General features: G+C 72.9%; 16 protein-coding genes. 1 reads left to right on the top strand and 15 read right to left on the bottom strand.

The features are described 5' to 3' along the window. Positions 1-177: 177 nt before the first annotated feature. From IH80_RS0122375 to IH80_RS0122315, 13 genes are all read right to left on the bottom strand, one after another. Positions 178-1962: a DEAD/DEAH box helicase gene (locus IH80_RS0122375; RefSeq protein ID WP_030962781.1), complete on the bottom strand. Its 1785-nt coding sequence runs from the start codon at positions 1960-1962 to the stop codon at positions 178-180. Positions 1963-2207: 245 nt separating this feature from the next. Further along, positions 2208-2603 (bottom strand): type II toxin-antitoxin system death-on-curing family toxin, encoded by a 396-nt coding sequence (locus IH80_RS0122370; protein WP_030962780.1) that lies wholly within the window; start codon positions 2601-2603, stop codon positions 2208-2210. Continuing rightward, positions 2600-2800 carry a hypothetical protein gene (locus IH80_RS0122365; RefSeq protein WP_030962778.1) on the bottom strand — a complete coding sequence of 67 codons (201 nt, stop codon included), beginning with the start codon at positions 2798-2800 and terminating at the stop codon, positions 2600-2602. Before IH80_RS0122365 ends, IH80_RS0122370 begins: the two co-directional genes overlap by 4 nt. Positions 2801-2858: 58 nt before the next feature. Beyond that, a complete protein-coding gene (locus IH80_RS0122360) occupies positions 2859-4310 on the bottom strand; it encodes an MFS transporter (RefSeq protein ID WP_030962777.1) in 1452 nt (483 codons plus the stop codon). 771 nt (positions 4311-5081) lie between these two features. Continuing rightward, the gene (gene mycP, locus IH80_RS0122355; RefSeq protein WP_030962776.1) at positions 5082-6257 is read right to left on the bottom strand and encodes a type VII secretion-associated serine protease mycosin; all 1176 of its coding nucleotides are present in this window, start codon (positions 6255-6257) and stop codon (positions 5082-5084) included. A gap of 21 nt (positions 6258-6278) precedes the next feature. Then, on the bottom strand, positions 6279-7742 hold the full coding sequence (locus tag IH80_RS0122350; protein ID WP_051809758.1) for a hypothetical protein: 1464 nt from the start codon (positions 7740-7742) through the stop codon (positions 6279-6281). Continuing rightward, the gene (locus IH80_RS0122345; RefSeq protein WP_234432342.1) at positions 7742-8239 is read right to left on the bottom strand and encodes a hypothetical protein; all 498 of its coding nucleotides are present in this window, start codon (positions 8237-8239) and stop codon (positions 7742-7744) included. Before IH80_RS0122345 ends, IH80_RS0122350 begins: the two co-directional genes overlap by 1 nt. Before the next feature lie 168 nt (positions 8240-8407). Beyond that, positions 8408-10699: a xanthine dehydrogenase family protein molybdopterin-binding subunit gene (locus tag IH80_RS0122340; RefSeq protein WP_051809762.1), complete on the bottom strand. Its 2292-nt coding sequence runs from the start codon at positions 10697-10699 to the stop codon at positions 8408-8410. A gap of 50 nt (positions 10700-10749) precedes the next feature. After that, positions 10750-12906, bottom strand: coding sequence for a 2Fe-2S iron-sulfur cluster-binding protein (locus tag IH80_RS0122335; protein WP_051809755.1), 2157 nt, complete (start codon positions 12904-12906; stop codon positions 10750-10752). Then, positions 12903-13820 carry an FAD binding domain-containing protein gene (locus tag IH80_RS0122330; RefSeq protein ID WP_078906689.1) on the bottom strand — a complete coding sequence of 306 codons (918 nt, stop codon included), beginning with the start codon at positions 13818-13820 and terminating at the stop codon, positions 12903-12905. Before IH80_RS0122330 ends, IH80_RS0122335 begins: the two co-directional genes overlap by 4 nt. Positions 13821-14124: 304 nt before the next feature. Further along, on the bottom strand, positions 14125-15783 hold the full coding sequence (locus IH80_RS0122325; protein ID WP_030962767.1) for a beta-N-acetylhexosaminidase: 1659 nt from the start codon (positions 15781-15783) through the stop codon (positions 14125-14127). A 165-nt stretch (positions 15784-15948) separates the two neighbouring features. After that, the gene (locus IH80_RS0122320; RefSeq protein ID WP_030010729.1) at positions 15949-16233 is read right to left on the bottom strand and encodes a DUF3039 domain-containing protein; all 285 of its coding nucleotides are present in this window, start codon (positions 16231-16233) and stop codon (positions 15949-15951) included. 28 nt (positions 16234-16261) lie between these two features. After that, entirely contained in the window at positions 16262-16822 is a 561-nt protein-coding gene (locus IH80_RS0122315; protein WP_030962765.1) for a YqgE/AlgH family protein, read from the bottom strand. Between the two features lie 262 nt (positions 16823-17084). Between IH80_RS0122315 and murA the strand changes: the two genes are divergently transcribed. Next, positions 17085-18428 (top strand): UDP-N-acetylglucosamine 1-carboxyvinyltransferase, encoded by a 1344-nt coding sequence (gene murA / locus IH80_RS0122310; protein WP_030771691.1) that lies wholly within the window; start codon positions 17085-17087, stop codon positions 18426-18428. Between the two features lie 349 nt (positions 18429-18777). Here the strand turns inward: murA and IH80_RS0122305 are convergent, their stop codons facing one another. Together IH80_RS0122305 and IH80_RS0122300 are read right to left on the bottom strand one after the other, a co-directional pair. After that, positions 18778-19059: an HU family DNA-binding protein gene (locus tag IH80_RS0122305; RefSeq protein WP_007264399.1), complete on the bottom strand. Its 282-nt coding sequence runs from the start codon at positions 19057-19059 to the stop codon at positions 18778-18780. A 300-nt stretch (positions 19060-19359) separates the two neighbouring features. Next, entirely contained in the window at positions 19360-20796 is a 1437-nt protein-coding gene (locus tag IH80_RS0122300; protein WP_030847449.1) for an NAD-dependent malic enzyme, read from the bottom strand. Positions 20797-21123 lie beyond the last annotated feature (327 nt).

The following is a 21123-nucleotide window of genomic DNA, read 5'->3' as shown; positions in this document are numbered from 1 at the left end:
CCGTTTCCTGATCGGGTCAAGTGTCGTTTCGTGACAACGATTCACACGGCCGCGGAAACGACGGAACGAGAACGGGGTCCGTGCGAACCTCCGCACGGACCCCGTCCCACGTTCTGGGCGAAGTCACCGAACACACCACACTCGCGGCACTCCCGGCACTCCACCCACTCCCGGCACTCACCTCATACGGGTGGCCCACTCCTGGACCTTCTTGATGCGCTCGCGGATCTGCCCCGCCGTCGCCTCCGCGCTCGGCGGCCCGCCGCAGACGCGGCGCAGCTCCGTGTGGATCACCCCGTGCGGCTTCCCGCTCTGGTGGACGTACGCGCCCACCATCGTGTTGAGCGACTTGCGCAGCTCCAGCAGTTCCTTGTGGGAAACCACGGGCCGCCGGTCGGCCGGCAGCTCCAGCAGGTCCGCCTCGGCGTCCGGCTTGCGCCGGCTGTGCGCGATCTGCCGGGACTGCCGCTTCTGCAGCAGCATCTGCACCTGGTCGGGCTCCAGCAGGCCGGGGATGCCGAGGTAGTCCTGCTCCTCCTCGCTGCCCGGGTGCGCCTGCATGCCGAACTCGGCCCCGTCGTAGAGCACCCGGTCGAAGACGGCGTCGGACTCCAGCGCCTCGAAGGACATCTGCTCGTCCTCGCCGGTGTCCTCGTCCTCCTGCCGGTTCGCCTCGTCCATCTCCTTCTCGGACTCGGCGTACGGATCCTCCTCGCCCTGCTTCTTCGGCTTGTCGAGCACGTGGTCGCGCTCGACCTCCATCTCGTTGGCGAAGCCGAGGAGGTAGGGGATGGTCGGAAGGAACACGGAGGCCGTCTCGCCGCGCCTGCGCGAACGCACGAAACGTCCGACGGCCTGGGCGAAGAACAGCGGGGTGGAGATCGTGGTCGCGTACACGCCGACCGCGAGACGCGGTACGTCGACGCCCTCGGACACCATGCGGACCGCGACCATCCAGCGGTCGTCGTTCGCGCTGAAGGTGTCGATGTTCTTCGACGCCCCGGTGTCGTCGGAGAGCACCAGGGTCGGCTTCGTCCCGGTGATCTCCCGGATGAGCTTGGCGTACGCGCGCGCCGAGTCCTGGTCGGAGGCGATGACGAGGCCCCCCGCGTCGGGGATGCCCTTGCGGACCTCCGTGAGGCGCTGGTCGGCGGCGCGCAGCACGTTGGGCATCCAGTCGCCGCGCGGGTCCAGGGCGGTGCGCCAGGCCTGCGAGATGGCGTCCTTGGTCATCGGCTCGCCGAGCCGCGCCGCGATCTCGTCGCCGGCCTTGGTCCGCCAGCGCATGTTGCCGCTGTAGGAGAGGAAGATGACCGGCCGGACGACGCCGTCGCCGAGCGCGTTGCCGTAGCCGTAGGTGTAGTCGGCGGAGGACCGCCGGATCCCGTCGTTGCCCTCTTCGTAGGTGACGAACGGGATGGGGTTGGTGTCGGACCGGAAGGGCGTACCGGTCAGCGCGAGCCGCCGGGTCGCCGGGTCGAACGCCTCCAGGCAGGCCTCGCCCCAGGACTTCGAGTCACCGGCGTGGTGGATCTCGTCGAGGATCACCAGGGTCTTGCGCTGCTCGCAGCGGTTGCGGTGGAGCATCGGTCGCACGCCGACACCGGCGTAGGTGACGGCGACGCCGTGGTAGTCCTTGCTGAGCGGGCCGGCCGAGTACTCGGGGTCCAGCCGGATGCCTATCCGGGCCGCCGCCTCCGCCCACTGCTTCTTCAGGTGTTCGGTGGGCGCGACGACGGTCACCTGCTGCACCACGTGGTGGTGCAGCAGCCAGGAGGCGAGGGTGAGGGCGAAGGTGGTCTTGCCTGCGCCGGGGGTCGCGACGGCGAGGAAGTCCCGGGGCTGGTTCTGGATGTAGCGGTCCAGCGCTCCCTGCTGCCAGGCACGCAGCTTGCTGGCGGTGCCCCACGGGGCACGGCCGGGGAAGGCGGGTGAGAGGTGGTGGGAGGCGGTAGTAGTCACGGTCTCCGGTTCGTGCTCTCGGCGGCGGTCGTACGTAGGACAACCGGGCCACCCTACCGGGGCGGGCCCGCCCCTGGCGGAGGGACAGGCCCGTGACCTCGGGCGGTGCGGCGAGCGTCACACGAAGCCGTCGTGTGACGCCGTCCCGCCGCCCCGCGCGACGCCGTCACATGGCACCGCGTGGTGCCGGCACCTGGGACCGCGCAACGCCGTCACATGGCACCGCGTGGTGCCGCGCGGCGCCGTCACAGGGAGCGCAGCCGCCCGGCGATCCGCGCGATCTCCGTCTCGTGGCCCGCCGCCACGTCGATGACCAGGTCGTGGGCGAGCTCCTGGTCCGCGTCGGCGAGGTCGACCCCGTTGACCGCGAGGAAGGTCGCGGCCGCCAGCCACGCGGTGCGCTTGTTGCCGTCGACGAGGGGGTGGTTCGTGGCGATGCCGTGGAGCAGCGCGGCAGCCTGTTCGTACGGGTCCACGTACGCCGGGGTCCCGAACATGCGCGCACGGGGCCGGTGCACCGCCGACTCCAGCAGGCCCGGGGCGCGCAGCTCGACGGGCTGGTCCCGGGCCAGGCAGGCGTGGCGGGCGAGGTCCAGGACCTCGGCGAGCGTGAGGTGCCGGCGGGCTTGGGTGGTGTTCACCGGCCGAGCCTCCGCAGGAGGGGGGCGTGCCGGTCGGCGATCCGCCCGGCCGCTTCGGCGACCTTCTCCCGCTCGGCCCGCAGGTGGGCCCGTACGGCCTCCAGTACGACGTCCTCGGGGGTGCGCCCGGTGGCGTCGGCCAGGTCGCCCAGCTCCGCCCGCTCGACGCCGGACAGCCCGATGGTGAGCTCGTTCATGGCCGAAACGTAGCCGCCGGGCCGGGGACTCGGCACCAGGGTTTTTCGTGGGCTCGGCTCAGCCCTTCGCGGGCTCCAGCCGGGTCGCGACCCACGCCCCCACCAGCGCCACGCACGCCATCGGCAGGAACACGACGGCGAAGGCGGCGGGGTGCGAGGCGCCGCCCGCCCCGCCCGCGGTCACCGCGTGGGCGGCGCCGACCGCGCCGCCGCCGAGCGCGGCGAAGGCGGCGCCGCCGGCGGCCAGCAGGACGACGTTCGCGAGCGCGTCGGAGATCTGCAGGGCGGCGGAGTTGGCGCCGACCTCCTGCGGGGCGGACAGCTTCAGCAGCAGCACGCTCGTGGAGCCGATCACCAGGCCCATGCCGAGGCATCCCACGGCCCAGGCCAGCGCCAGCGTCCAGACGGGCACGGACTCGATGAGCACGGCGGGCGCGGCCGCGATGGCCAGTGCCACCAGCACCATGCCGATCACCATCAGCCGCTCCCGGTAGGGGGCCGTCCGCCCCTGCGACTGCACCCACGAGCCGCCGGCCCAGGTCACCCCGCCCAGCGCGAGGGAGAAACCGGCCATGGTCGGGCTCAGCCCCCGCTGGGTGACCAGCATCAGCGGTACGAAGCTCTCGGCCGCGATGAACGACCCCGCGGCGACCCCGCGCAGCAGCACCACCGACGGCAGCCCGCGCCGGGCCAGGTACGTCCCGCGGGGCAGCAGCCCGAGCACGGCCGGCACCAGCAGGGCCGCGCCGGCGATGCCCGGCAGGAGCGAGAGCCAGCGCAGGTCCTGGGCGGCGTACTGGAGCAGGCCCGCACCCACGGAGATCATGAGCGCCAGCCGGATCCTCCGCCGGTCGACGGCCCGGGGCTCGCCGCCCACGGGGCCGGAGGCGGTGCGGCGGATGGCGGGCAGCGCGACGACGAGCGGTACGACGACGAGCACGGGTATGCCGAGGAACACCCACCGCCAGCCGAGGTGCTCGGTGACCGTGCCGGAGGCCAGCGGCCCGACGATGGAGGGGACGACCCAGCTGGCGGCGAAGGCGGCCATGATCGCGGGCCGCAGCCGCTCCTCGTAGGCCCGGCTGACGACGACGTACAGCGCGACGATGACCAGCCCGCCGCCGAGGCCCTGCACGGCGCGGCCGATGACGAACACCCACATGGCGCCGGCGGTCCCGGAGACCACGAGCCCCGAGGCGAACGCGGCGATCCCCGCGGTCAGCGGCTTGAGCGGCCCCTGCCGGTCGGCCCACTGCCCGGACAGGACCATGCCGAAGAGGCTGGTCGTGAAGTAGGCGGAAAAGGCGAAGGCGTAGAGCCCGATCCCGTCGAGCTCGCGGGCGGCGACGGGCATGGCCGTACCGACGGCGGTCGCCTCGAAGGCGATGAGGAAGACGACGGAGATGATCCCGATGCTGAGCGTCCGGTACGCGGGCCCCATGACCCCGCCCCCGGGCGGGGGCGGGAGGGGTGCGGTTCTCTGGGGCACGCGGGGTTCGAGGGCGCTCATCGCCCCAGCGTAAGGTGCACAGCCCGGTTTCGACCCTGTCCGTTCGGCGGATCCCCGCCTCGGCCCCGGGTCCTAGGACCACCGCGGTCCACGCACCGGTGAACGCGGCATGCCGACCCTGTTGCAGCCGGTCCACGCACCGGTGAACGCAGCATGCCAACCCTGTTGCAGCTGGCCCCCTCGCCTTCCCCGGCTCGCGGCCGCCCGCGTACGGTCGGGGACATCACCCCGGCCATGCGCCCGGGCTCCGGACCACGGCCGCGGGCGAAGCCCGGCCTGGGGCAGGCGCACCCCCCGGCCGGGCGCCGCCCTTCCCGCCTCGGCCAGGCGCCGCACCGGGTCTGCTGCCGCGCCGCCCCCTTGAGCTTCTTCATCAGAGCGGCGAAAGCCGGGCGACGCTCCTCCTGCTCGACCCCGTCCGGCACGGCATCGATCGAGGCCACGCCCCACCGCACCCGGCCCTCCTGGACGCTGTTGGCCTTGAGCAGGGCGGCCCCGCTCGCGAACCCCTCCCTACGGCCCGGGCGTTGGTGAGGGCCCCGGCGGCCTCGACGTTAGCGGTGGCGGCGGTACTCGCCGTCGGCCTGGAGGGGGTGTGCAGCCTGCCCGCCCCGGAGCCGACGGCGCCGATCCGGTCCTGGTCGAGCGCGAGGTCGGGGCCGCCGCCTCCGGGGGGCGGGGGCCTGGTTGAGCCGCATGGCGGCGTGGGAGGTGGCCGTGGCGCGAACCGCCGACCATCTCCGAGCAGGAACCGGTCGGATCAGGGGCGGGTCAACGGTTGCGGCGTACGACGACCGCGGTCACGGCCCCACCGATGAGCACACACGCCCCGAGCCCGAGCCCCACCCAGAGCAGGGAGCTGCCGCCCTTCTTCTCTTCGGCGGCCTGGGGGGCGGGCGCGGACGGCGTCGCCGCCCCGGGCGAGGCGGGCTTGGCCCCAGCCGCCTGGGACGCGGCGGCCAGATCGGGCAGCGGGTACACGTCGGCCGGCCCGGGATCCCCGGGCGTCTGCAACGCGATCCGGGGCCGGACCACGCCGTAGCCGACGTAGTCATTGCGCTGCGACCCGTCGACGGGCTTCCCGGCGGTGTTCAGCAGTACGCGCAGCACCTGGTTGTTGGTCCACTCTGGGTGGGCGGACCAGAGCAGGGCGGCAGAGGCGGAGGCGAGGGCAGTAGCGTCACTCGTGCCGTGGGTTTTGCAGACCCCAGTCTTGCCCTTGCAAGCCGTAACGATGTCCATGCCGGGTGCAGCCAAATCCACCTGGGGGCCATGCTGCGACTCGTTTGTAGGCTCGCCCTTGGAGTCCACTGCCCCGGCGCCTACCACGCCAGGAGTTCCTGCAGGGTAGAGAAGCTCGTTGGTCGAATTGCCGTAGTTGCCTACACCAGCAAAGATCAGCTTCCCTTTGGAGAGGGCGTACTTAACCGCTGCCGCCCGTTCCAAATCGTTCTCTGGCTTGCCGCCAGTGGCCAGGGAGATGTTGATGACCTTGGCCTCCGAGTCTGCCGCGTACCGGATGGCTTCGACCATGGACGGCGTCGATGCCGCTTCCAGCATGTCTGGGATGCGGATAGGGAGGATCTTGACGCCCGGTGCGAGGCCATACGCACCATCACCCGTCGGGTGCTTCCCCGTAGCCGCGATCATTGCGGATACACCAGTGCCGTGGCCGAAGTAGTCGTTGTCCCGACCCGTTTCGGCGTCACCTACGGGGAAGGCCTTTCCGGGAAGAACCTGACCTTCGAGCTCCGGAACCTGGTTTACCCCGGTATCAATCACCGCCACGGTGATGCCCTTGCCCGTACTGATCTTCCAGATCTCATCGGCCTTCATCGCGTCGAGATGCCACTGCTGCGATCGAATGGTCTCCGCATGGGCCGGGGTCGCGGCGACCCCGGCCAGCAAGAGGCCCACCAGGGCCGCGGTTGCCTTGCGCGTGTGCATCCCGTACAACGTCCGTTCTGCTCAGTCGATCACGGGCGGGGCAACACGACGGTTGCCCTGCCAGGTCTCTTCGTCCTCGGTCAGGTAGTCGGGACGTTCGCCCCCCTGGTTCTCCCCACGCTTGCCCGGAGTCTGCACCCCTGCGCCCGCGTGGCCCACGGGACCGACACCGTTGCGGACGAGGCCGGAACCGCCCTGGGTGAACGGCTGGCCCGCCGTGATCGGACGACCAGCCGCACCGGTCTGACGCCCGGCCATGACGCCGCCCGGCTCCGTGGCCACTCGACGGCCGACTGGGAGCCCTGCCTGGGCGCCGCCGTAGTGGCCGCCGGCGCCGTGGCCCATACCGCCACCCATGGGGCGACCGGCCTGAGTGCCTTCACCGATGACCGTGCCGCGCGGGATGCCGGAGATCGGTCCGGTGGACGTCACCGGACGGCCGCCCGTGATGCCGGCGTCACGCGGGAGCAGGCCAGGCGTGCCGATGACCTTGCCACCAGGGGGAACGCCAGGGCCACCCAATCCCGGGTACGGGCCGATGCCGGGGCCGGTACCGAAGGGGCCGGGCGCCTTCAGGCCGCCGACGGGCGGGACGGCCACAGGCGGCACGAAGGGGCCGGGGGTGGGTCCGACAGGACCTGTGGTCGGTGGGAGACCGGGCGTGGTTGTCACCGGCGGCGCGGTCGGAGGCGGAAGAGTGCCAACGCTGTCGAGGTCCACGTCCACTTCGCGATCGGGGATCGACGGAACGGAAACCGACGGGACCGTGTTGTCCGGCCTTGGCTGGTTCCCGGGCATTGAGTCCGACCCGCTCGACCGCGAACCGTTGTCCGAGCTCGTTGGAGTGTACGAGGAACCAGACGATGCGGCTCCTCCGCCGGGCCCCCCGCCAGACCTTTGCACGTCCTGCGAGTCATAGACAGCAGGCGGCACCAGAACCGGCGGCGGCGGCGGAAGCCTCGGGGCTTCCGCCTTGCCCATCTGCACCGCGGACTGGTCGTACGCCCCGGCCAGCTTGTTCATCGCGTCCACGGCTCGCGCGTGGTCGCCGCTCAGCTTCGACCAGGCCTCCTGGCCCAGCTTCACCGCATCCGGGTCGTTGTGGTACTCGCGGGACGTCGCCAGGTTCTCCCTGAGCTTCGCGTCCGCAGCAGCGTCGTACGGGGGGAAGTTCCCCGCGCCGTCCTTGGACGGCTTGACCTCGCGCATGACCTGCGCCGCTTCGGCCATGTACTTGCCGCCGACCTTGCTGTATTTGGCCAGTTCCAGCGTGGCGCTGCCCGCGCGGCTCACCCAGTCCTGGAACGCCGTGGCAGCTTCACCCTCCCAGCCCTTGACCTTGTGGTCCTTGAGCTTGGTGCCGATCTGCTCGATCGTCGTGGCGGCCTCGGTGAGCTTCGTACCCAGCGCCGCGACCTTCGTCGGATCGAGCGACTCGATCATCGCGTGCAGCTGTGCGTGCGTGTAACCCTCGAAGTCCGTCATCAGATGACACCACCCTTCGGCTTCGGGCTGTCGCTCTTCTTCTCCGCGTCGGGGCCACGATCCCGGCCGTACTCGTCTTCGGCCTGCTTGGCGATGACGACCATGCGCCGCTTCTGCTCCTCGTCCACCTCGGCGTAGCCGCCGCCCGCGGACAGGACCGCGATGCCCAGGGCCTCGATCAGCTCCGCCAGCCCCTTCGACAGCGTCTGCAGCTCCGAGTGGACGGTCTTGTACGCCCCGTACAGCTTGTCCGCCTCCGGAAAGCCCTGCCCCAGGGCGCCCGTCGGCAGCGTGCCGTCGGCCAGTTTGTTGTGGTGCGCCGGGGATTCCTGAAGCTTGGTCAGGAGGCCGTCCACAAGGGACTTGTAGCCCTTCAGGTCGTCGTACTCGACCCGCAGGGCCGCAGCCCGCGCCTGCGCGTCCGCCTGGGCCCTGATCGACGCCGCGACGTCCCCCGACAGGCCTACCGCCAGAATCCCGCCGTTGTCCTCTGCCACGTTGGCCTCCCCGACTCCCCGTCTCCCCGCGGGCGCGGCGCTCCGCGCCGCCCCCCGTCCCCGTTCGCACCCGTTCGCACGTGCGCGCGCACCATCTCGTCGATCACTCTAGCGACCGGCACCGACAGCCCCAAGTCCGGGGTTGCACGTGCAATGCGGGTCACACGGTCACGAGTTGGGCGCGGCCACCGCCGCCGACGGGCGGATCGGGAGCCTGTTGACCGGGCGGCCCGTCGCCGCGCGGACCGCCGAGGCGATCGCCGCCGGGGTCGTCACCACCGGGACCGCGCTCGCCGCCTTCGCGCCGAACGGGGCCACCACGTCGCGCTCCTCGACCAGTTTGACGATGCGGACCGTCGGGGCGTCCAGCGCGGTCGGCAGGGCGTAGCCCGTCAGGTCGGGGTGGCGGACCAGGCCGGCGACGGTGCGGAGGTTCTCCGTCAGGGCCGCGCCCACGCCCTGGGTGACGCCCGCTTCGATACGGGCCTCGAGCTGGCGGGGGTTGAGGATCCGGCCCACGTCCTGGGCCACCGCGAGTTCCACCACCCGTACGGAGCCCAGCTCGATGTCCACGTCCACCACCGCGCGGACCGCGCAGAAGGCGAGGCCCACGAACGCGTCGCCCTGGCCGTCCGCGTCCAGCGGTTCCGTCGGGTGGGGGCGGCACTGGGCGGTCGCCCAGAGTTCCTTGCCCGCCATGGCCTCCGCGACCGACATCGAGAACGCGCCGTCGTACGACGTGATCCGGCCGTCCTGGATCTGCAGGAGTTCCGTCGACATGCCCAGCTTGTGCGCCATGGGCTGCAGCAGCTGGGTGCGGACCATCTTGGCGGCCCGCTCCACCGCGCCGCCCGACACCCAGGTGTGGCGGCCGTGCGCCGCTGGGCCGGCCGGGGGCTGGTCGGTGTCCACCGGGGCCACCGCCACCTCGTCGACGCCCAGCACCTCCTGGACGATCTGGCGGGCCAGGGTGCCGAAGCCCTGGCCGGTGTCGACCGCCGCGCAGATGACGGTGGCCGCGCCGCCCACCACCTTCACGGTGGCGGTGGAGACCTCGTCGGTCCCCTCCGCGCCGAGCATGTGCACCATGCCGACGCCGTAGCCGACGCCGCGCCGCACCGCGCCGGGCTCGCCCGCGCCCTCCGGGCCGCCGGGCAGCAGCCACTCGTCCTCGGGAGCGTCCTTCGGGAGGGCGGGCAGTTCGAAGTCCCGGACCGAGCGCAGGAGTTCGGCCACCGGGGCCGGGCAGGTGACCGTCTGGCCGGTCGGCAGGAGGTCCCCCGTGGCCAGGACGTTGCGCATGCGCAGTTCCGCGCCGTCGATGCCGAGGGCGGCCGCGAGCTTGTCCATCTGGCCCTCGTACGCGGCGCAGACCTGCATCGCGCCCTCGCCGCGGACGTGGCCGGACGGCGGGTTGTTGGTGCGCACCACCCAGCCCTCTACGAAGGCGTGCGGGACGACGTACGGGCCGCAGGCGAAGGCCACCGCCGCCGCCAGGGATTCGGCGGAGGCGTCGGCGTACGCGCCCGCGTCCATCAGGATCTGCGCCTCGACCTTGACCAGACGGCCCTCGGCGTCCGCGTGGTGGCGGTAGCGCAGCAGGGTCGGGTGGCGGTGGGTGTGGCCGAGGAAGGACTCCTCGCGGGTGGCGGCCAGCTTCACCGGGCAGCCGGTGCGCAGCGCGAGCAGGCCGAGCGGGAGCTGGAAGGCGGCGTCCTCGCGGTCGGCCGTGGCGCCCGGCACGCCGGTGACGACGACGCGCACCCGGTCCGGTTCCAGGCCGAAGCAGGCGGCGGCCAGGTCGCGGTCGGTGTGCGGGTCGGTGGAGGCGGTGTAGAGCTCGACGCCCCCGTCGGGGCGGGGCACGGCCAGCCCGGCCTCGGCGCCGATGGGGGCCGGGTCCTGGCGGCCGATCCGGTACAGGCCCTCGACGACGACCTCGCCGGTGGCTTCCGGGTCGCCGTAGCGCAGCGGGATGTGCCGGATCAGGTTGCCGTCGGGGTGCAGGGCGGGGGCGCCGAAGGCCTGCTCGGGGTCGGTGACCGGGTCGAGCAGCTCGTACTCGACGGCGATCGCGGCCGCGGCGAGCCGGGCCGTGTCGGGGTGGTCGGCGGCGACGGCGGCGATGGGCTCGCCGTGGTGGCGCACGACGTCGTGCGCGAACACCGGCCGGTCCGCGATGCGGCGGCCGTGCGTGGTGGCGCCGGGTACGTCGGCGTGGGTGACGACGGCGCGTACGCCGGGCATCTCCGCGGCCGCCGTGGTGTCGATGGAGAGGATCCGGGCGTGGGCGTGCGGGGAGCGCAGCACGGCGGCCCACAGGAGGCCCTCGGCCCACAGGTCGGCGGCGTAGGGGAAGGTGCCCTCGGTCTTGGCGCGGGTGTCGGTGGCCTCGACGGAGGCGCCGATGCCGCGCGGTACCTGCTGTTCGGAGGTCTCGGGCCCCGGTGCGGCGGCCATGGCCGTCACCGTGGTGTTCACCGTCGTCGCGGTCGCCGCGTCCTGCCCGCTCACGCCGTGCCTCCGTGGTGGATGCCGCCCTCGCCGGGCGCTGCCTGGTGCGGGATGCGCGGCTCCGCCGCCGCCTCGCCCTGCGCCTGCCCGTGGCCGTGCCCCTGTGCCTGCGCCTGGAGCTGTGCCGCGTCCGCGGAGGCCGACGCCTCCCGCCCGGCCACGACCTCGCGCACGGCCTCGACGACCCCCGCGTAGCCGGAGCACCGGCAGAGGTTGCCGCACAGCGCCTGACGGGTTTCCAGCTCGCTGGGGGCGTGGTTGCCCTCCAGCAGGTCGTGGATGGTCATGGCCATGCCGGGCACGCAGAACCCGCATTGCACCGCGCCCGACCTGCACAACGCCTGCTGGACGTCCGAGAGTTCCCCGCCCGTCGCGAGACCCTCGACGGTGCGGACCTCGCTGCCGGCGGCCGTGGCCGCCGGAACCAGGCAGGAGGCGACGAGCCGTCCGTCGACCTGTACGGCGCAGGCTCCGCACTCGCCCTGCGAGCAGCCGTCCTTGGCGCCGGCCAGGCCGAGGCGCTCGCGCAGCACGTAGAGGAGCGACTCCCCGATCCAGGCCCCGGTGACGGGGCGGTCGGCGCCGTTGACGCGCAGGACGTAGGAGGCGTGGGGGTGCTCGTGGTGGACGACGGCCGCGGCGCGGTCGTCTTCCTCGTACGCCGGCACCTCCGCCGGGATCCCTTCCCCGGTGTCCTCGGCCGGGAGCTCCGCCGCACCGTCGGCCGTGTCCGCGGTCGGCGCGGGTCCGTCCGGGATCTCGGCGGGGGTCGGGGCGGCCTCGGCGGACGCCTGCCCTTCGGTGGCGGCCCGGTCCGGTGCGGGCGCGGCACCCGGTTCCGCGAGGCCGCGGCGGTCCGCCGGGGCGGACTCCGCCTGGGGGGCCCGGCCGAAGGCGGCGAAGCCGTGCCCGTCCGTGTCCGCGGGGTCCGCGGGATGCGCGGGGTCCGCGGGGCGCTCTGCGTTGACGTGACCGATATGCCCCGCATGCTCGGTGTGGCCCGCATGGCCGGTGTGACCCGCATGCCCGGTGTGGCCCGTGTGGCCCGTGTGCCCGAAGTGGTCGGGGCGCGCACCGTGTTCGGAGCGTTCGGCGTGTTCGGCGTGCTCCGCGTGCTCCGCGTCCGCCCCGTGTTCGGCGTGGCCTGCGTACACGGGCTGCGCCGGGTGCTCCGGCTCCGCGGCGTCCGCGGCCGGCTCGTGCGCCGCGGCTGCCGGGTGCGGCCGCTCCCCCGCGGGCGCGGTCGCCGCCGGTCCGCGCGCGGCCTCGATGTCGTGCGGTGCCTGGTGGTGTGCGGGCTCGGCCTCCTGGAGCGCGGTGCCCACGCCGGGGCCGCCCAGCACCCGCGGCCCGCGGCCCGCGGCGCCCACACCGGGTCCGCCGAGCAGGCGTCCGGCGGCGTGCGCCGTGGCGGTGGCGGCGGCGGCCGAAGCTGCGGCGGCCTCGTCCGTGCCCGGCAGGACGCCCGCGTCCTGGCCGGGGTCCGGGTCGGCGGCGGGCTGCTGCGTCAGGTACGCCCACGGGGCCGGGGCGCCGCCCGGCAGGGTTGCCGGGGCCTGGCTCCAGTCCGCGTCCAGGCCACTGCCCGTGCGGAAGTCGCCCTGCTGCGCGAAGTCGGGCACGGCCCACTGGCCGGTCGTCGACGGTGCCTCCTCGGGCTCGTGCACCGCCTCGGGGAAGCGCCACTCCGCCGTCGCACCCGGATCGTGCTCGGGCTCGGGCTCCGGCTCCGCCTCGGCGAACGCGGCCGCCACCGACGCCGGGATGGGGATCGAAGCGGGGATCGGACCGCCCACGGAACCACCCATGGAACCGCCCACGGAACCGGACCCGGACCCGGAACCCGTGCCGAGCCCGGAACCGGACGGATCGGCGCCGCCCGCCTCCGGCCACTGCGCCGGGATCGCCCACGTGCCCGTGGCCGCCGGGTCCGTACTGGCCGAGCCCAGCGGCACGATCATCGGCGGCGGCACGTAGCCGTGTCCGGGTGCCGCGAGCGGCTCGCCCGTGCCGAGCGCGTCCAGCATGTCCTGCGGCAGTTTCACGAAGGCCGTGGCGTCCGAGTCGTACTCGCCGCCCTGCGGGACCGGTTCCCAGCCCCAGCCCGCCGTGCCGTTCCCCTGGGTCACGTTCTCGTTCTCGTTCTCGCTCATGAGCTCAGCGCCCTCCCGAGGGCCCTCCGTGCCAGTACGGCCACCGTCCGCCGCAGGTGCAGTACGCCGGGAGCCACCGGTTCCCCCTGGTCGGGGACGCAGGCGGCCGCGACGTACTCGCCGAAGGCCTCCAGCGCCTCGGGGGCCAGGCTCCGCCCGCCGTCCCAGTCGATCAGCGAGGCCACCCACTGCTCGGCCTCCAGCGGCCGCAGCGGCATCGGGGCCACCGCGCCGATGGCGCAGCGCACGCCCCGGCGCGCCGGGTCCAGTACGAGCCCCACGGACGCCACCGCGCGCCCGGGTCCCGTGCGCCCGGTGGCCTTGAGGAACACCTGCGGGGCGTGCAGCAGCGGCACCCGTACGAAGCCGATGAGCTCACCGGGCCGCAGCATCTCCCGCCCGGCCAGCAGGTGCGAGACCGGGATCTCGCGCTGCCCGCCCGGGCCGACGATGACGAGTACGGCCTCCAGCGCGGCCAGCACGGGCAGCGCGTCCCCGGTGGGCGCGGCGGTGGCGATGTTCCCGCCGAGGGTGCCGGCGTTGCGGATCTGCGGGGGGCCGGCGGCGCGCGCGGCGGCCGCGAGCGCGGGGATCAGCGCGGCGAAGTCCGGACGCCCCATCCGGGCGTGGGTGAGGCCCGCGCCGAGCAGCGCGTGACCGTCCTGGTACTGCCAGCCGCGGATCTCGTTGATCCGGCCCAGGCCGACCAGCGCGGCGGGCCGCAGCAGCCCGGCGTTGACCGCGGCCATGAGGTCGGTGCCGCCCGCGACGGGAACGGCGGCGGGCATGGCGGTGAGCGCCGCGACGGCCTCGTCGAGCGAGGCCGGCAGCGTCACGGACTGCGCCGCCTGCTGCCCCTGAGCCCCCTGAGGTGAATCAGGTGCGTGCGGTGCGTGCGGTGCGTGCGTGGTCAACCCAGCTGCCCCTTCCCGATGTCCCGGTCCTGGCGCTCACGCCTGTCCGCCGTACGGTACGTGCTCACCGCCGGGACGTGGCAACTCTGGCACATCTTCCGGGCCGCCCGGCGCGAGGGTCTCCCCGTACCGCCACCGTCGCGCGCGGTGTCCCGTACGGGGTGGAGAGCCCCGTGGCACCGCCTTCGACGGCCCTCCTCCCGTATTGCCCGGTTTTCCCCGTATAGCGGGAAATCCAGCGAGAGTTCCGTACCCGTTCCCTTTCCGTTCAGGCCGGCCCCGGGCCGGCCCGCGTGCCCCCGTGTCACACGTTCGGGGGCGCGCCCTCGACGGGACGCCCGAGCACCCCCGGCCGCCGCTGCCAGGGCAACGGGCCGCCGGGCGGCCGGTAGCCGACGCCCAGGGCGTCCAACCGCGGGTAGTGCGCGGCCATCCGCTCCTCGAACCACGCGAAGTCGCGCTCCTCGGGCGCCGGCTGCCGCGACCACACCACCTCCGCGAAGGCCGCCAGCCGCGGGAACACCTGGTAGTCGACCCGGCCCTGGTCCTCCGTCACCTCGGTCCACATGTTGGCCTGCGCGCCCAGCACATGGGCCACCGCCTCCGGAGACAGCTGCGGCGGCACCGGCTCGAAGCGGTAGACGTCCTCCAGCGAGCGCACGTACCCGATGGGCATCGGCTCGTCCGGACCGCCCGCCTGACGGTGGTCCAGGTACACCTGTTGCTCGGGGCACATCACCACGTCGTGGCCGGCCTCGGCGGCGGCGATCCCGCCCGCGCAGCCGCGCCACGAAGACACGGCGGCGCCCGGCGCGAGCCCGCCCTCCAGGATCTCGTCCCACCCGATCAGCCGCCGCCCGCGCTCGGCGAGCCAGCCGTCGAAGTGCCGGATGAACCAGGACTGCAGCCCGTCCTCGCCGTCCACGCCCAGCTCCCGGATCCGCTCCTGCGCGGCCGGGGAGGCCTTCCACTGCGTCTTGGGGCACTCGTCGCCGCCCACGTGCACGAAGGGCGAGACCTCCGCCGGGAACAGCTCCAGCAGCTCCTCGAAGACCCCCTCGTAGAAGCGCAGCACGGCGTCGGTCGGGGCGAGGACGTTCTCGCAGATCCCCCAGTCGTCCCAGACGCCGAGGGCCGCCGTGTCGACCACGTCGGTGTTGCCCAGCTCCGGGTACGCGGCGATCGCGGCCTGCGAGTGCCCCGGTACGTCGATCTCCGGGACCACCCGGACGTGCCGCTCGGCGGCGTACGCGACGATCTCGCGGACGTCGTCCTGGGTGTAGAAGCCGCCGTGCGGGGTCTCGTCCCACAGCGGCGAGGCCCGGTGGCCGCGGCGGCTGCGCGCCCGCCAGCCGCCGACCCCGGTCAGCCTCGGGTACCGCCGGATCTCGATCCGCCAGCCCTGGTCGTCGGTCAGGTGCAGGTGGAGCACGTTGAGCTTGTGGGCGGCGAGCAGGTCGATGTAGCGCAGCACGCCGTCCTTGGGCATGAAGTGCCGGGCGACGTCGAGCATCATCCCGCGCCAGCCGAAGCGGGGGCCGTCCACGACGCCGGCGTACGGCAGGCTCCACGTGCGGCCGGGCAGCGGCGCCTTGCGGTACGCGTCGGGCCCGAGCAGCTGGCGCAGGGTCTGGGCGCCCCAGAAGAGTCCGGCCGCCGTCGCGCCCGTCAGCTCCGCCCCGGCCTCGCCGACGTCGATGCGGTACGACTCCGGCCCGCGGTCCCCCGCGACGTCCGGGTCGATCCGCAGCCGCAGCTCCGCGACCGCGCCGGAGCCGGTCCCCGCGGGGGGCAGCGCCCAGCCGGTGGCCGCCCCCAGCTCCCGCCGCATCCAGCGGGCGACGGATCCGGTGCCGGGCCCGGCGTCGAGGGCGGGCTCGGGGCCGAACGCGAAGCGGCGCCCGCCCTCGTCGAGGAGTACGACCCGGGGTGCGGGGATCAGGCCCGCGCGGATCAGGTCCATGCGTCACAGCCCTTCGCGGCAGCGGTTGCGCCCTGCGCAACACACGTTCCGCCGGGTGCTCGTGGCGCCGACCCTAACGCGCCCCGCAGGCACGGCAAAGGCCCCCGGACGCACGGTGGTGCGCCGGGGGCCCGGTCCCGCGAAAGGCGTGTGAGCGGGCTCGGACTACTTGTCCTTGCCGCCCTTGTCCTTGTCCCCGCCGGGGCCCATGGACTCGTAGATCTCCTTGCACATGGGGCAGACCGGGTACTTCTTCGGGTCCCGGCCCGGTACCCAGACCTTGCCGCAGAGCGCGACGACGGGGGTCCCGTCGAGCGCGCTCGCCATGATCTTGTCCTTCTGGACGTAGTGGGCGAAGCGCTCGTGGTCGCCGTCACCGTGCGACACCTGCGGCGTCGGCTCTACGAGGGTCCCCGTGCCAGTCCCGCGCTCGGGCTCAAGAGTGCTCATGGACCCAGGGTACTTAACCCCGCGCCAGTCAGTTGAGCGACGGGTCGTCCGGATAGGTGGCGACCATCGCGAGTTCGCTGCGCTGGCGGCGCAGCACCGACCGCCACAACCGCTCCGGATCCGGCGACGACACGTCTCCGGGCTCCGACTCGACCACGTACCAGGCGCCCTCGCCCAGCTCCTGCTCCAGCTGGCCCGGCCCCCAGCCGGAGTAACCGGCGAAGATGCGCAGGCCCCCCAGCGCCGGGGCCAGCAGCTCCGGCGGCGTCTCCAGGTCGACCAGCCCGATCGCGCCGTGCACCCGGCGCCAGCCGAGCGGCCCCTCCTCGCCCGGGACGACGGCGAGCCCCAGGGCCGAGTCCAGCGCCACCGGCCCGCCCTGGAACACCACGCCAGGGGCTCCGGCCAGCGGCGCCCAGGGCAGCAGGACGTCACCGACGCCCACCGGGGTCGGCCGGTTGAGGACCACGCCGAGGGAGCCCTGCTCGTCGTGGTCGAGCAGGAGCACCACCGCGCGGTCGAAGTTCGGATCCGCGAGGGCGGGGGTGGCCACGAGCAGCCGCCCTGTGAGGGAGGACACCTCGGTCATGCCGCCATGATCCCGCACAACCGCCCTTCGCGGGGAGCGGGCGGACAGATCGGATCGCTCGCAGCTCAGGGCGCACGGCGTCAGCGAGGAGCGCGTACGGACGAACGGGGCGGAACGCAACACTCCGCCATGCGGTGGATACGGAGGGTGTTGTGCCGAATTCATGACAGTCCTACGGCCACGTCGGCCTTACGAACAAGGGGGTGATGGCCCTTACCCTTTTCCCTGGTCCCCTGCCCACCCTCTCCGGAACGCGAGATTCATGACCGGCATCAGTGACGATGTACTGCTTGTCCACGGCGGTACCCCGCTCGAGGGCGAGATCCGTGTCCGCGGTGCGAAGAACCTCGTGCCCAAGGCCATGGTCGCCGCTCTGCTCGGCAGCGAACCCAGCCGGCTGCGCAACGTTCCCGACATCCGTGACGTGCGTGTCGTGCGCGGGCTGCTCCAGCTGCACGGGGTGACGGTCCGTCCCGGCGAGGAGCCGGGCGAGCTCGTGCTCGACCCCACCCACGTCGAGAGCGCGAACGTCGCGGACATCGACGCCCACGCGGGCTCTTCGCGCATCCCGATCCTCTTCTGCGGGCCCCTGCTGCACCGTCTCGGCCACGCCTTCATCCCGGGCCTCGGCGGCTGCGACATCGGCGGCCGGCCGATCGACTTCCACTTCGACGTGCTCCGCCAGTTCGGCGCGACCATCGAGAAGCGCGAGGGCGGCCAGTACCTGGAGGCCCCGCAGCGGCTGCGCGGCTGCAAGATCCGCCTGCCCTACCCCTCCGTCGGCTCGACCGAGCAGGTGCTGCTGACGGCCGTCCTGGCCGAGGGCGTCACCGAGCTCAGCAACGCCGCCGTGGAGCCGGAGATCGAGGACCTCATCTGCGTGCTGCAGAAGATGGGCGCCATCATCTCCATGGACACCGACCGCACCATCCGGATCACCGGTGTGGAGCGGCTCGGCGGCTACAACCACAAGGCCCTCCCGGACCGCCTGGAGGCCGCCTCCTGGGCTTCCGCGGCGCTCGCCACCGGCGGCAACATCTACGTGCGCGGCGCCCAGCAGCGTTCGATGATGACCTTCCTGAACACGTACCGGAAGGTGGGCGGCGCCTTCGAGATCGACGACGACGGCATCCGCTTCTGGCACCCGGGCGGCCCGCTCAACGCCATCGCGCTGGAGACGGACGTGCACCCCGGCTTCCAGACCGACTGGCAGCAGCCGCTCGTGGTGGCCCTGACGCAGGCCTCCGGCCTCTCGATCGTCCACGAGACGGTCTACGAGTCCCGGCTCGGCTTCACCTCGGCGCTCAACCAGATGGGTGCTCACATCCAGCTGTACCGCGAGTGCCTGGGCGGCTCGGCCTGCCGTTTCGGCCAGCGCAACTTCCTGCACTCGGCGGTCGTCTCCGGCCCGACCAAGCTGCAGGGCGCCGACCTGGTCATCCCCGACCTGCGCGGCGGGTTCTCGTACCTGATCGCGGCGCTGGCCGCCGAGGGCACCTCGCGGGTCCACGGCATCGACCTGATCAACCGCGGCTACGAGAACTTCATGGAGAAGCTCGTCGAGCTCGGTGCGAAGGTCGAGCTGCCGGGCGGCGACCTCGTCTAGCCCGTCCGTCCGTACGCCCGTACGGACATCGAAGCCCCCCGGGCCCCGCAAGGGCCCGGGGGGCTTTCGCATGCGCTGCCGGGTCCCCTGCGGACCGGGGAGGGCCCTGACGGGCCGTGACGGGCCCTGACGGGGCCTCACAGGGCCGGGCCGGGGCCCCGCGGGCCGGGCGAGGCGGCGCCTGCCCTCGGTGCGCCGGCGCCGGGCCCGGCGCCGGCGCACCGAGGGCAGGCGAAAGGGCGGCCACCCCGCCCGGGGTGGCCGCCCTTCACCGTTCTGCGTACTGCTGCTGCATGCAGCCGTGCTCGACGTCCCGAGGGCCTGCCGGCCCCCGGCGCCGGGGCAGGACTTACTTGCCCTTGGCGGCTTCCTTGAGCTTGGAGCCCGCGGAGACCTTCACGCTGTAGCCGGCCGGGATCTGGATGGGGTCGCCGGTCTGCGGGTTGCGCGCGGTGCGAGCGGCACGGTGGGTGCGCTCGAAGGTCAGGAAGCCGGGGATGGTGACCTTCTCGTCGCCCTTGGCGACAATCTCGCCGACGGTCTCGGCGAGCGCGGCCAGAACGGCGTCGGCGTCCTTGCGGGTCACCTCGGCGCGCTCGGACAGAGCGGCCACCAGCTCACTGCGGTTCATGTTGTACTCCCGTGTTCAACTTGCCTTAGAGGCGTGAGATCGAAGCCGATGCTGCCAGGGCCCTAGGACAGTCCCCGGACCCGGGTCTGAACGTCAGACCCTCTCGCCCGGTTACGCATCCTGCCCCCACCAGCGGCGGGAAAGCCAATCCGGCACCCGCCGGGGTCACACGAAAAGCGCCACAGTCACGCCCCGGTGACGCTCCGTCCGCACCCGTGGGATGCGAACAGCGGAGCTCGTTGGCATCCCCGCAACCCTAGAGGCGGCCCCGCGGGCCCGCATCTCGCGACGCGCCGGGGATCAGGGAGCCGTGAGGCCCGTCACAGGCCCGTTCTGCGCGGCCGAGGCGGCCTTGCGGACGGCGCCGGCCACCGCGCCGGCGACCTTGTCGTTGAACACCGACGGGATGATGTAGTTCGCGTTCAGCTCGTCCTCGCCGACGACGTCGGCCAGCGCGGTCGCGGCGGCGAGCATCATGCTGGTGTTCACCGTGCGGGACTGCGCGTCCAGCAGACCGCGGAAGACGCCGGGGAAGACCAGCACGTTGTTGATCTGGTTCGGGAAGTCGGAGCGGCCGGTGGCCACCACGGCGGCCGTCTGGCGGGCCACGGCCGGGTCGACCTCGGGGTCCGGGTTCGCGAGCGCGAACACGATGGCACCCTCCGCCATGGCGGCGACGTCCTCGCCGGACAGCACGTTCGGGGCCGAGACGCCGATGAACACGTCGGCGCCGACCACGGCCTCCTTCAGAGTGCCCGTGTAGCCCTCGGGGTTGGTGTTGTCGGCGATCCAGCGCAGCGGGGAGTCAGCGGCCGCGTCGACGAGGTCGGGGCGGCCCGCGTGCACGACACCGTGGATGTCGGCGCTGACGGCGTTCTTCACACCCGCCGCGAGGAGCAGCTTGAGGATGGCCGTACCGGCCGCGCCGGCGCCCGACATGACGACCTTGACGTCCTCAACTGCCTTGCCCACCACGCGCAGTGCGTTGGTGAGGGCCGCGAGCACGACGATCGCGGTGCCGTGCTGGTCGTCGTGGAAGACGGGGATGTCGAGGGCCTCGCGCAGCCGGGCCTCGATCTCGAAGCAGCGCGGCGCGGAGATGTCCTCCAGGTTGATGCCGGCGAAGCCCGGGGCGATGGCCTTGACGATGGCGACGATCTCGTCGGAATCCTGGGTGTCGAGGCAGATCGGCCAGGCGTCGATGCCGGCGAAGCGCTTGAAGAGGGCCGCCTTGCCCTCCATGACGGGCAGCGCGGCCATCGGGCCGATGTTGCCCAGGCCCAGCACGGCCGAACCGTCCGTCACGACTGCGACGGAGTTGCGCTTGATGGTCAGGCGGCGCGCGTCCTCGGGGTTCTCGGCGATGGCGGTGCACACGCGGGCGACGCCCGGGGTGTAGATCATCGAGAGGTCGTCACGGTTGCGGATGGGGTGCTTCGACGACATCTCGATCTTGCCGCCGAGGTGCATCAGGAACGTACGGTCGGAGACCTTGCCGAGGCTGACGCCCTCGATGCCGCGCAGCTTCTCCACGATCTCGTCGGCGTGCGCGGTGGAGGTCGCGGCGATGGTGACGTCGATCCGCAGCTTCTCGTGGCCCGAGGCGGTGACGTCGAGACCGGTGACCGACCCTCCGGAGGACTCCACGGCGGTGGTGAGCTGGGAGACCGCGGTTCCGCTCGCGGGCACTTCCAGGCGGACCGTCATCGAATACGAGACGCTGGGCGCCGTTGCCATGGCCGTGTTTCCTCTTCTGTCCCTGGTTCGCTTAACACACAGGGCCCACGCTCCACAGCAGGTGCGGCAGGACCTGTTGTCCGATCGTCCCACCTACCAGCCGGTACAAGGTAACCAGCTACAAAATTCGGAAAGACTCTTCCACCATACGAGATATGAGGGGGGTTCGGAAGGGTGGGGTCATACGAAACAGGTCCGCGCCCCCCACAGGTGGAGGGCGCGGACCTGGTTCTTCATACGTCTATGACACCGACCCGCCATGCTCGCCTCGCGGCAAGTGGTCGCTCTGAGCGACGAAGGTTGGGCCCGGGGGCTTGGATCGAATCG

This window comes from Streptomyces sp. NRRL S-378 (genome assembly GCF_000720645.1).
Classification (GTDB): Bacteria; Actinomycetota; Actinomycetes; order Streptomycetales; family Streptomycetaceae; genus Streptomyces.
This window is presented reverse-complemented; position numbering and strand designations above follow the sequence as displayed.

Coding starts and splice junctions, on each gene's coding strand:
- IH80_RS0122365 (WP_030962778.1), bottom strand. CDS start 2,800: ATGAACGAGCTCACCATCGGGCTGTCCGGCGTCGAGCGGGCGGAGCTG.
- IH80_RS0122360 (WP_030962777.1), bottom strand. CDS start 4,310: ATGAGCGCCCTCGAACCCCGCGTGCCCCAGAGAACCGCACCCCTCCCG.
- mycP (WP_030962776.1), bottom strand. CDS start 6,257: ATGCACACGCGCAAGGCAACCGCGGCCCTGGTGGGCCTCTTGCTGGCC.
- IH80_RS0122350 (WP_051809758.1), bottom strand. CDS start 7,742: ATGACGGACTTCGAGGGTTACACGCACGCACAGCTGCACGCGATGATC.
- IH80_RS0122340 (WP_051809762.1), bottom strand. CDS start 10,699: ATGGCCGCCGCACCGGGGCCCGAGACCTCCGAACAGCAGGTACCGCGC.
- IH80_RS0122335 (WP_051809755.1), bottom strand. CDS start 12,906: ATGAGCGAGAACGAGAACGAGAACGTGACCCAGGGGAACGGCACGGCG.
- IH80_RS0122325 (WP_030962767.1), bottom strand. CDS start 15,783: ATGGACCTGATCCGCGCGGGCCTGATCCCCGCACCCCGGGTCGTACTC.
- IH80_RS0122320 (WP_030010729.1), bottom strand. CDS start 16,233: ATGAGCACTCTTGAGCCCGAGCGCGGGACTGGCACGGGGACCCTCGTA.
- IH80_RS0122315 (WP_030962765.1), bottom strand. CDS start 16,822: ATGACCGAGGTGTCCTCCCTCACAGGGCGGCTGCTCGTGGCCACCCCC.
- murA (WP_030771691.1), top strand. CDS start 17,085: ATGACCGGCATCAGTGACGATGTACTGCTTGTCCACGGCGGTACCCCG.
- IH80_RS0122305 (WP_007264399.1), bottom strand. CDS start 19,059: ATGAACCGCAGTGAGCTGGTGGCCGCTCTGTCCGAGCGCGCCGAGGTG.
- IH80_RS0122300 (WP_030847449.1), bottom strand. CDS start 20,796: ATGGCAACGGCGCCCAGCGTCTCGTATTCGATGACGGTCCGCCTGGAA.